Origin of the sequence: Macrococcus epidermidis (assembly GCF_003259695.1) — a bacterium.
GTDB classification, from domain to species: Bacteria; Bacillota; Bacilli; order Staphylococcales; family Staphylococcaceae; genus Macrococcoides; species Macrococcoides epidermidis.
Genome location: NZ_PZJH01000006.1, coordinates 84,472 through 96,035, shown reverse-complemented (window position 1 = coordinate 96,035; position 11,564 = coordinate 84,472). Strand labels below are relative to the sequence as shown.

The window sequence follows — 11,564 nt, the reverse complement described above, 5'->3', positions numbered from 1 at the left end:
ACTCTTTTCATAATAAAAACACTCCTATCAAATTCATTTTAATATGAATTCAACAAGAGTGCTTTTTTATTTTGTCTCACTAAATGGGGTCAGTTCGAAATCTGGAGTCGCATCTTTTTTTATGCTTCTTTTCCTTTATGTGGACGAATAACAGCTGCTAATATAATTGCAACAACACCGAAAATGCCAAAGCCTAAATACATTTGCATCGGTACATTAAATTCTAAGTTATGTCCTAAATAAATAAGCTGTCTAATTCCATCACCATATATTCTGAAGGGATTCCAATCAAATAAATAATCTTGATAAAATTTAGGTAACATTTGTTTTGGTAAAGTTAAAAGTTGCATACTAAAGAATAAAACGACCATGAATAATGGGATAGCAGGCATACCTAACCAAGACATTAATCCTAATATTAACATGATAAATCCGAACATTGCGATACTGATATAAATACTTACGCTAAATGTATCTGGCATATTAAATCCAAGTATAGAAGTAATGAACCAAACACCACAGAATCCACCAACTATCGCCGCAACTGAAGCGGCAACAATTTGTACAATTGATGCGACGAAACGATCACGTTTTTCTATAATATTGGAATTTCTAAACGCAAAGTATAATAACACTGAAGAAATGAGTGACCCTAACCAGATTGGTGTAAAGAATAACATTGGCGCATTACCCATTGCTTGATGATCTTTTATTTCATTTATTACTGTGTGTTCAACTTTAACAGGATGCATTAACTGATTCATTGTTTTTGCTGAAACTTTCACGTTTGCGTTATCAAGTTGAGTAACAGATTGTTGTGCTAAAGTATCATTTATTTTAGTTGTCATGTTAGTTAAGATACCATCTGTTATTTGAGCACCTTGTGGAGAAGCGCCTTGATTGATAGATAATTTTAATTCAGCTTGTTTAACTTCAATAGGTTTCAATAAATCTTTATTTGCTTCTAACACTTTAGCTTGTTTCGCTTGCGTTTGTTTAGCAATCTCCTGAGCTTGTACAGGTGTAATTTCACCGCTTGCAATTTTTTTCTGCATTTCAGCTTGAGCAGCTTTTGCCTTTACTGCACCCTCTGCTTTTTTAGCAGTTTGAATTTCTTTACGCATTGCACTTGTGGCATCATATGTAAATGTTTTCGGAATGACTATTGAACCGTAATATTCTAAATCTTTAAAGCCTTTTTCTAAAGCCTTTTCAGAGTCAACCTCTATAAACTTAACGGTATCAGTAAATTTTTTATTTGATTGTAGTTTCTCTAAAAATGTTTTACCGATATTTTGTGTTTTCCCCTGAACTTCAATACCTTCATCTAAATTAACAACTGCGATAGGCATTTCCTTTGGTTTAGGATTATATGCAGGTGAAAAGGCAAGTGATAATAATCCGATGAGTAATAAAGCGATAAAAGGTACTAGATAAATCAATTTGTTTTTTAAAATTTTCATAATACTGTCCTCCTAATGAACAATCTGTTGATTAATTAATATATTGTTTATTATAATCTGATTAACAAACGTTACAATAATCAAAAAAAAGACAATATGATTGTTAATCAACAATAAAATAACTATTTGTTTAATAAAAGACATTTTATTGAAAAATAATCATCAAAGCTTAATGGAATTTAGTAAAGAATATTATTAAGGAGTGAAAGCTATGGAGGATAGAAGAATTAGAAAAACAAAACGAAGTATTAGAACAGCTATATTAGAATTGATGTTAGAAAAATCATTTGACAATATAACTGTCAATGACATTGCAACACAGGCTGATATTAATCGAGGAACGTTTTATTTACATTATATTGATAAGTATGAACTTCTTGAAAGTATAGAAGATGAAATGATTGGTAGGTTTATAACGTTACAAAAAACAATGGACATCAGTAAAATTATTCATGAAAACAATCTCTTTCAGGAAGTATTTATTAAAAAAATTATGTATATTCTAAAAGAAGACAAACTATTCTTTAAAGTAATGCTCCATCCAAGTTTAAACACAACATTCGAGTCCAAGTTCCGAAAAATTATTCAAGAAAACTTTGAACGCATGATTGATTTAGATTATATACAGGGAGTTCCTTTTAAATATTATTTTTCATTTATTTCGAGCGCACAAATTGGTGTCATTAAACATTGGGTGAGAACAGATATGCAGGAATCACCTGAAGAAATTGCAAGATTTGCATATGAAATGGCTTATAATGGACCTATTCGTTTATTACAACAAGAATTAAAAAAGAAGAATTAAGCGACATGCTTAGTTCTTCTTAATTTTCGGCCAATAATAGTAAACCAATATCCCGAGTCCCAATAAAAATGAAGAAATTAAGGCGGTCATTATTGATAAATAATGATCGTTCCAAAACTTCTTCAATTTATATTGCTGGTAATCTTCGTATTTGACACTTGCAGGTTTATAATCATTTGATACAAATTGACGTTCATAATCATAATGAACACTACCATCTTTTAAAATTAATTTCCCAGGCTGATTTTTTTTCACGATATCATATAAATCATTATGAACATAATATTCTTTACCGTTAAATTTATGTACGCCTTTTGTTAAAACCTTCTTATATTCATATTTATTAAATGCATCCTGCATCACAGCGTTAGCCATTTTATTTCTATTGTATTCCGCATCAGGATCTAGCCAATGTTGTACACTTAGAACGACTGCGATAACACGCATGTTTTGCTGTTTAGCGGTAACTGTTACATTGAAACCAGCTGTATCACTAGAACCAGTCTTTAATCCGTCTGCTCCTTTAAAAGGATATTGTCCTCCTTCTAAAGAATGGTTGTATGTATGGAAAGATTCTTCATCTTCAGTGCCGGGTTTAACAGTAACAAACGCTTTTTTAGTAAACTTTAAAATTTCTGGATGTTCGTTAACTAGATGCTGGCTTAATATTGAGTAATCTCTCGCAGAAGTTAAGTTATCTCCATCTGCTTGATAACGCTTTGGTTTATATTGAAGAAGCATATTATTTGGTGCACCGACAGGATTTAAGAAACGTGTATTTTTCATACCAAGTGCTTTTGCAGTTTTATTCATACGATCCACGAAATCAGAATCGTCTTTTTCTACTAAATTCACTAACATATAAGTTGCCGCGTTACTTGATGGCGTTACTGCGAGCTGAATAAGATCAGAGACCTTATAAGTGGCACCTTTTCTAAACACGTTATTGCTTAACATCGGTAAACGAGCAATCGTCCAATATTTGTCGTTAACTGTTACTTTCGTATTAAAAGTAATTTTTCCTTTTTCCATTTCTTCCATTAACAAATATATTGACATCAATTTAGACATAGAAGCGGGTGGTGCTTTGGTATCAATATTATCACCATATAGAATCTGACCATTTTTTTCTGCAATAACAATCGTACCTTTAGGATTATATTTAGGAGCTATATTCATCCCTTGCTGTGTTGCAATTTCAGATGGTGTCACTGCTGAAATCGATCCTGTAAATGAAAAGAAAAGAATAAAGCTTGCAATTAAGCTTTTTAAATTAAAAATTTTCATGATATAAAACTCCTATGATCTGTTTTCAATGATTACATTTTATCATAATACCCTAATAGAAAAAGACATTCATCATTTTTGAAAAATATTTTTTCGTAAATAGAGTGTAATATGACAAAATAAAAAATAAAATACAGATGATATTATTGGTAAAACGTTTTCAAAACTTTTAATATTCGAGATTTGAAAAAATAATAGCATCGGTATGAAAAAATGTTCGTAAATAAATGAAAATAATTGTATTGTTTGCAAGTTAATCATGCTATAATCTTTAAGATAAAAAATTTAAAAGGTGGAAATCATGAATACTTATTTATTACTTAATGTTTTAGGTATCTTTGTCTTTATTTTAGTCGCATTTGTTTTCTCTCGTGACAAGAAAAATATCGACTGGAAATCAGTCGTTATTATGTTAGTTGTTAACTTATTTTTAGCTTGGTTCTTTACGCAATTCCCTTGGGGACGTAATGGTGTAAAAGCTGTAGCAGATGCATTTAGCTGGATGTTACAAGCAGCTTATGTAGGTATCGGAATGCCGTTTGGTAGCTGGACAGCACCAGGACCTGGAAAAATGGATATGGCAGTTTCAGCATTATTACCGATTCTTTTCGTAGTACCTTTATTTGATATTTTAATGTATATCGGTGTGTTACCATTTATTATTAAATGGTTCGGTTGGTTAATCGGTAAAGTAACTGGTCAACCTAAATTTGAATCATTCTATTCAGTTGAAATGATGGTCTTAGGTAATACTGAAGCTTTAGCGGTATCAAAAGAGCAAGTGAGTCATATGAATGCAGCACGTGTACTTACTGTTGCGTTGATGTCGATGAGTTGTATTTCAGGTTCAATCGTTGGTGCTTATGTAACAATGGTGCCTGGTGAATTAGTGTTAACAGCAATTCCATTAAATATTATTAACGCAATTATTATCGCAACTATTTTAAACCCAGTTAAATTAACACCGGAAGAAGATTATGTTGTTGAAATCAAACATGAAAATCGTCAACCATTCTTCTCATTTTTAGGTGACTCTGTATTAGGTGCAGGTAAATTAATCTTAATCATCATCGCTTTCTTAATTGCATTCGTATCATTAGCGGCATTTGCTGATATGTTATTATCTTTATTAGATAAATACATTGGCATGCAAATTCGTTTAAAAGATATTTTAGGTTTATTTATGTTCCCATTCGCAATTCTTTTAGGATTACCTTTTGGTGAAGCATGGACTGTCGCAGGACATATGGCAACTAAAATCGTTACAAACGAGTTCGTAGTTATGATCGGAATTCAAGATGCAATGAAATCAATGGACAACCACATGAAAGCGGTACTTGTTACATTCTTAATCTCATTTGCCAACTTCTCAACAGTAGGTATGATTATTGGGGCGTTAAAAGGTATCGTCGATGTGAAAACTTCTGACTTTATCGCTAAATATGTACCTATGATGTTACTAGCAGGTATTTTAGTATCACTTTTATCAGCAGCATTCGTTGGTTTATTCAGCTGGTAAGAATTAATATTAACTTCATATTGAATTAATAAAGACTTGTTATAATATATATGTAATAAAGCGAAATATAAGGGAGACGGTTCTTTTGAAAAGACTGTTAAGGGATCTTAGAAGACGCTTGAAACGTGCATTTAAATCGAATAAGAAGTCATTAGCAAACTAAGACAGGGTTGGAGATATCTCCGACCCTGTCTTAGTTTTTATTTTGTTGTCATAAAGCCCGTAAGTTTATAACTGCCCTTTGATTTTACGAAATCAAACTTATTTTTAATATTGTAATGTGCTTTATAAGTATATGTTAAACCGTTCTTAATACGTTTCGTATTTGTAGGTGTACCATATACTTTTTTTATTTTAGCTGTAGAAATGGCATAGTCATCAAACTTAAAGTATATACCTCTAAGTTTTGAATTATTATGGAGCTTATTATTTTTTAAACTAAAGATAAATGTTGCATTTCGTGATTGATATACACCGTTACGTAATTTTTTATAAGCAATCTGGTTATTTTTCATCACGCGCTTGAATATTCCGTATTCAGTATTAATGTTTACACCATCGTACGTGAAACCATTCTTATTTATTGCATTCTTAAAAGTTGTCTTTAAAACTGTACTATCATCATATCACCTTTGTGCCAGTAATAATATCCTGCAGCATCAGCATAGTTCGGAGCAACAAACGTCATCGAAAGAGTGCCAGCAAGTAATGTTGAGCCGATAGTTATTGTTTTCTTCATTGTTTCGTCCCCCATAAAAATGATTTATTTTGTTATTATTTGCATTATATTTAGTTACAGTTTACCCTTTAATTAAGCAAAATAATCATCTCATTCAGTGTTTTAGCTGAAATTCGTTAGTTTAAAGGCTATTACACTAAGTATTTTGCTTAAATTGACATGTTTTAAAACATATATTTATAATTTGTGAAAATAATCACAAAAAATGCTTGCATATCATTTCATAACGTTGTAGTATGGAACTGTATTAAGGGTATTCGATTTAAGATAGTAACAGTTTTCTTTGTTTTCATAAAAAGTAAATATCCTAAAAAACAAATTTTAGAAAGAAAGAAGGAAAAGAGATGTTCGTAGAATCGTTCGATCCATTCAACAATTTAGCTTTATCAGCAATTGTTGCCGCAGTACCTATTATAATGTTTTTATTATGTTTAACAGTTTTAAAAATGAAAGGTATCAACGCAGCAATACTTACGCTTGTTGTAACTGCGTTAATTGCATTATTCGTATTTAAAATTCCTGGTGCTGTAGCAGCAGGTGGTGTAACAGAAGGAATTGTACAAGGTTTATTCCCGATTGGTTATATCATCGTTATGGCTGTTTGGTTATACAAAGTTGCTGTAGAAAGTGGGAAATTCCAGGTTATTCAAGATTCGATTTCTGGTATTTCTGCTGACCAACGTATTCAATTATTATTAATTGCATACTGTTTCAACGCATTCTTAGAAGGAGCAGCAGGATTTGGTGTACCAATCGCAATTTGTGCTGTTTTACTTGTACAATTAGGTTTTGAACCATTGAAAGCTGCGATGTTCTGTCTGATAGCTAACGGTGCATCAGGTGCTTTTGGAGCAATTGGTATACCTGTTGGTATTATCAACACATTAGGTTTAAAGGGTGGCGTAACAGCAATGGATGTTTCACAAACGTCTGTATTCACGTTACCTATTATTAATATAGTTATCCCATTCTTATTAGTATTTATTCTGGATGGTTTTAAAGGTATTAAAGAAACATTACCTGCTATTTTAGTTTCAGGATTAGTTTACACTGGTATGGGAATTGTTATTACTTTATTCATGGGACCAGAACTTGCTGCGTTATTACCAGCTTTAATTGCGATGGCAGCATTAGCTTTATTCTGTAGCAAATGGCAACCAAAAAATATTTTCCGTTTAACAGACGATGAAGTAAAAGTAACGAAACATCCAGCGAAAGAAATCATTACTGCATGGAGCCCATTCTATTTCTTAACTGGTTTAGTATTGTTATGGAGCTTACCAGCATTCAAAGCATTATTCGCTGAAGGTGGGCCATTAGCAAAAACAATTCTTACATTTACAATGCCTGGTACGTTTAATGAAACACTTGGCAAAGGTGTAATGATTAAACTAGACTTAATCGGTGCAACGGGTACTGCTATTTTAATCGCAGTATTACTTACAATTGCGTTCTCACCGAAAATTAATATCGGTAAATCGATTGAATTACTTGGTCGTACAATTAAAGAATTATGGATTCCAATCGTAACGATTTCAGCAATATTAGCTATTGCTAAATTAACAACATATGGTGGGTTAACTGTAGCAATGGGTCAAGCAATTGCCAAAACAGGTTCGATTTTCCCATTACTTTCTCCAATTTTAGGTTGGATAGGTGTATTTATGACTGGTTCAGTTGTAAATAACAACGTATTATTTGCTTCAATTCAAGCGACTGCAGCAAGCTCTATCGGTACAAATCCAGCATTGCTTGTAGCAGCAAACACTGCTGGTGGTGTTATGGCTAAATTAATCTCACCACAATCAATTGCAATTGCATCTGCAGCAGTTGGAGCAGTTGGGGAAGAATCAAAATTATTAAATATGACGCTTAAGTATAGTATCGCGTTACTCGTATTTGTATGTCTATGGACTTTTGTATTAAGTATCATGCTTTAATTCATAGCATTAATAAATTCAAAATAAACTTAAAGGAGAAGTTGAAATGACTAAATTTAAAGGTAATAAAGTTGTATTAGTAGGTAACGGCGCAGTTGGATCAAGCTATGCATTCGCAATGTTAAATCAAGGTGTTTGTGATGAGTTCGTTATTATTGATTTGAACGAAGCGAAAGCTATCGGAGATGCAATGGATTTAAATCACGGTGTTGTGTATGCGCCAAATCCAATGAATATTAAATATGGTACTTACGCAGATTGTTCAGACGCAGATTTAATCGTAATTTGTGCGGGTGCAGCTCAAAAACCAGGTGAAACACGTTTAGATTTAGTAGGTAAGAATATGAAAATTTTCAAATCTATCGTTGATGAAATTATGGCGACTGGATTTGATGGCATTTTCTTAATCGCAACAAACCCTGTAGATGTTTTAACATATGCAGTTCAAAAATTCTCAGGGTTACCAGAAGGACGTGTAATTGGTTCAGGTACGATATTAGATACTGCACGTTTTAGATTCTTGCTTAGTCAAGAGTTTGAAGTAGCTGCTGATAGTGTGCATGCATATATTATTGGTGAACATGGAGATTCAGAACTTGCAGTATGGAGTAGCGCAAATGTTGCTGGAATGAAAGTAACAGACCTTCTTAAAGACAACAAAGAGAAAATGGAAGAAATCTTTGTTAATACACGCGATGCTGCATATGAAATTATTAAAGCAAAAGGTGCAACATACTATGGTGTAGCAATGGGGTTAACGCGTATTTCTAAAGCAATTTTAGGTAATGAAAACTCGGTATTAACAGTTTCGGCAAAATTAAATGGTGAGTATGGCCATGACGATGTGTATATTGGTGTACCGACGTTAATCAACCGTAATGGTATCAGTAAAGTATTTGAAACACCATTATCAGCTGAAGAACAAGAAAAATTTGATAAATCGGTTGCAACTTTAAAAGCTATCCAAGAACCTTTCTTTAAATAATAACGTTTAAAATAATATATTTCGGGGCATCTGTAAACAGATGTCCTTTTTTATGCCGTATTGTTGAAAGAGTGTATAAAATTCGATACACTTACAACCGACTTCAATTATTATTTCATTCTTAAAGGAGGAAAAGATGAACTATTTTAAAAATTTAAAACTTACCTGGAAATCAGTCTTTTTTGTACTTTTAGGCTCTTTAATATTTTCTCTTGCAGTGAACGTTTTCATTATACCTGCCAATTTAGGTGAAGGTGGCGTAACGGGGATGTCACTTATCTTCCTATATAGCTTCGGTTGGTCTCCTGCGATTACAACGCTATTAATGAACCTGGTATTACTCGCTGTAGGATATAAATTTTTATCGAAACGTTCTATGGCACTAACGATTATTTCTATTGTTGCACTTTCAGTATTTTTAAAAATAACTGAGCCGTTACAACTTCATTTAAAAGAAGTGTTAGTGAGCACGATTTTCGGTGGATTTTTAGTAGGTATTGGTATCGGTATGATCGTGCTTGTAGGAGGTACTACAGCTGGTACAACGATACTTGCGCGTATTGCCCATAAATACTTAGATGTAAGCACATCTTATGCATTGTTATTCTTTGATTTAATTGTTGTGGCGATTTCATTAACTGTTATCCCGGTGGAAAAAGCACTGTTAACAGTTTTAAGTTTATATTTAGGTACTAAATCGATGGATATGATCATAGAAGGATTAAACCCTAAAAAAGCGATTACGATTATTTCGCAAAATCCGGATCCAATTGCTAAAATGTTAGATGAAGATATTGGTCGCGGCATTACAATACTCAATGGTCGTGGGTATTATAGTAAAAGAGAGACAGAAGTTCTGTATTGTGTTATTAATAAATTACAACTTACAAAGACAAAGCGTATGATTAAAAAGATTGATGAAAATGCATTTGTTGTCGTCCATGATGTTCGTGATGTTCTAGGAAATGGTTTTATCAATGAAGATTAAGGAGAAATAATGATGGAATTTATTAATTTAGGGAATGCATCACTTGCTGCTCAATATGTTGCGATTGAATTATTTAGAGAAATCAAGTGTAATCCACATACTAAACTAGGCTTAGCAACTGGTGGTACGATGGAACCTGTATATGCTGAATTAGTGAGACTGTTAAAATCAAACCCGGTTGATTTATCTCTTATACAAACATTTAATCTAGATGAATATTTTGAATTAGATAAGCAAAGCCCGAAAAGTTACCTTTATTACATGAAATATCATTTATTTGATCATATTGATATTAAGCCGGAACAATATTATTTCCCGGATAATGATAGAGAGAATCTGGATGAGGATAATAAAGCTTATGATGAATTGATAATGAAAGAACATCCTATTCATCTTCAGTTGCTTGGCATTGGGACGAATGGTCATATAGGTTTTAATGAACCAGGTACACCGTTTACGTCCAATACGAGAATGGTGGACCTTTCAGAAGAAACGATTCGAGCGAATGCAAGATTTTTCGATACAATTGACGAAGTACCTACGCAAGCAGTGACGATGGGTATAAATACGATTATGCAATCAGATAGAATTATTCTTTTAGCGACCGGAGAAAAGAAAAAATCTATCATTCGACAATTATACGATATGACACAACCAAATGAAGCGATACCAGCGAGTGTATTGCTGCATCATCCGAATGTATTGATAATTACGGACAATGATGCTTCACCATTCTAATGAGAGGACTAATTTAGTCCTCTTTTTTATGATTCAAATAATTTTTTCTTTATCTTTTCATTTTCTTCTTCGAATATTGGATTGTGACTTGAAACGATGCCGTATGATAGTGCATTTGGGTCAAGATACATTTTAATCTGATTAATAGAAGTCGCTGCGTCATGGAAACAACCGATAATCAAGTTGACTTTCGCATCGTGTTTCAATATGTCACCGATAGCATAAATACCTGGCGTGTTCGTAGAAGTATTCGCATTTCCTTTAATATAAAAATCATCAACACGTTCAAATTGAACGGAACTGTCATTTAATAGCTCGCAGTCCATGTGGAAACCATGATTGATAATGACATCGTCGACATCTAAAATTTGAATTGTGTCATCAGTATTATGAATAATTTCAACTTGTTTAATTTCGTCCTCTTCTGCAATTAGAGAATGAATAGTTTGGTTTGTCATCTTGACTACTCCTAATTCATCCAGTTGGCGCACTGTCTCTTCGTGACCTTTAAAATCTTCTTTACGGCATATAATATGCACACTTTTTGCAATAGGAGCGATATCATGTGCCCAGTCAACTGCGGCATTTCCGCCACCAGAAATAAGAACGCGCTTATCTTTAAAGCGTTTTAAAGAAGGGACGACATAATGTAGGTTATTAACTTCATATCGATCGGCACCTTCAATATCCAGTTTAATCGGCTTGATGATACCTGAACCCACTGCCACGATAACAGTTTTGGAGTGATAAGATTTATCGTTTGTCTCTACGATAAAGTGAAAGTCATTTTCTTTTTTTATATCGGTTACGACGGTGTTTAATATGACTTCAGGATTAAATGTAGTGCCTTGTTTAATCAAATTCTGCATAATCTCTGCTGCAGGTTGCGGCGGAATCCCACCAGCATCCCATACGATTTTCTCAGGAAAAAGATTAAGTTTACCACCTAAAGTATTGTTCTGATCAATGATGCGTACTTTCAAACCTCGTAATCCTGCATAAAAAGCAGCATAGAGACCAGCAGGCCCACCACCGATTATCGTTATATCTAATAATTGCTTCATAATTTATATCTCCCTAATTATCTTGCGTTGTAAGTT

The 11,564-nt window shown here is 33.1% G+C and carries 11 protein-coding genes; 6 read left to right on the top strand and 5 right to left on the bottom strand.

Annotation, left to right across the window (positions count from 1 at the left end; translation table 11 throughout):
• Positions 1-119: 119 nt before the first annotated feature.
• Entirely contained in the window at positions 120-1,463 is a 1,344-nt protein-coding gene (locus BHU61_RS11115; RefSeq protein WP_111716876.1) for an ABC transporter permease, read from the bottom strand.
• Positions 1,464-1,674: 211 nt separating this feature from the next.
• Here BHU61_RS11115 and BHU61_RS11110 point away from each other — a divergent pair, with 211 nt between their 5' ends.
• A complete protein-coding gene (locus BHU61_RS11110; RefSeq protein WP_111716874.1) occupies positions 1,675-2,268 on the top strand; it encodes a TetR/AcrR family transcriptional regulator in 594 nt (197 codons plus the stop codon).
• A 9-nt stretch (positions 2,269-2,277) separates the two neighbouring features.
• On the opposite strand, the gene BHU61_RS11105 is transcribed toward BHU61_RS11110, so the two are convergent.
• Complete coding sequence (locus tag BHU61_RS11105; protein WP_111716873.1) at positions 2,278-3,555, bottom strand: DUF1958 domain-containing protein; 1,278 nt, start codon at positions 3,553-3,555, stop codon at positions 2,278-2,280.
• A 301-nt stretch (positions 3,556-3,856) separates the two neighbouring features.
• Between BHU61_RS11105 and BHU61_RS11100 the strand changes: the two genes are divergently transcribed.
• Entirely contained in the window at positions 3,857-5,074 is a 1,218-nt protein-coding gene (locus tag BHU61_RS11100) for a NupC/NupG family nucleoside CNT transporter (RefSeq protein ID WP_111716871.1), read from the top strand.
• A gap of 200 nt (positions 5,075-5,274) precedes the next feature.
• Here BHU61_RS11100 and BHU61_RS11095 read toward each other — a convergent pair whose 3' ends face one another.
• Positions 5,275-5,592, bottom strand: coding sequence for a hypothetical protein (locus BHU61_RS11095; protein WP_111716870.1), 318 nt, complete (start codon positions 5,590-5,592; stop codon positions 5,275-5,277).
• Between the two features lie 86 nt (positions 5,593-5,678).
• The gene (locus BHU61_RS13705; protein ID WP_275542458.1) at positions 5,679-5,813 is read right to left on the bottom strand and encodes a hypothetical protein; all 135 of its coding nucleotides are present in this window, start codon (positions 5,811-5,813) and stop codon (positions 5,679-5,681) included.
• A 344-nt stretch (positions 5,814-6,157) separates the two neighbouring features.
• Here BHU61_RS13705 and BHU61_RS11090 point away from each other — a divergent pair, with 344 nt between their 5' ends.
• From BHU61_RS11090 to BHU61_RS11075, 4 genes are all read left to right on the top strand, one after another.
• Positions 6,158-7,753, top strand: a complete 1,596-nt coding sequence (locus BHU61_RS11090) for an L-lactate permease (protein WP_111716868.1) — start codon at positions 6,158-6,160, stop codon at positions 7,751-7,753.
• Positions 7,754-7,799: 46 nt separating this feature from the next.
• A complete protein-coding gene (locus BHU61_RS11085; protein ID WP_111716866.1) occupies positions 7,800-8,738 on the top strand; it encodes an L-lactate dehydrogenase in 939 nt (312 codons plus the stop codon).
• Positions 8,739-8,874: 136 nt separating this feature from the next.
• Complete coding sequence (locus BHU61_RS11080; protein ID WP_099579106.1) at positions 8,875-9,726, top strand: YitT family protein; 852 nt, start codon at positions 8,875-8,877, stop codon at positions 9,724-9,726.
• Between the two features lie 12 nt (positions 9,727-9,738).
• The gene (locus tag BHU61_RS11075) at positions 9,739-10,464 is read left to right on the top strand and encodes a glucosamine-6-phosphate deaminase (protein WP_111716864.1); all 726 of its coding nucleotides are present in this window, start codon (positions 9,739-9,741) and stop codon (positions 10,462-10,464) included.
• A 26-nt stretch (positions 10,465-10,490) separates the two neighbouring features.
• On the opposite strand, the gene BHU61_RS11070 is transcribed toward BHU61_RS11075, so the two are convergent.
• Positions 10,491-11,528: an NAD(P)/FAD-dependent oxidoreductase gene (locus tag BHU61_RS11070; RefSeq protein ID WP_111716862.1), complete on the bottom strand. Its 1,038-nt coding sequence runs from the start codon at positions 11,526-11,528 to the stop codon at positions 10,491-10,493.
• Between the last annotated feature and the right edge of the window lie 36 nt (positions 11,529-11,564).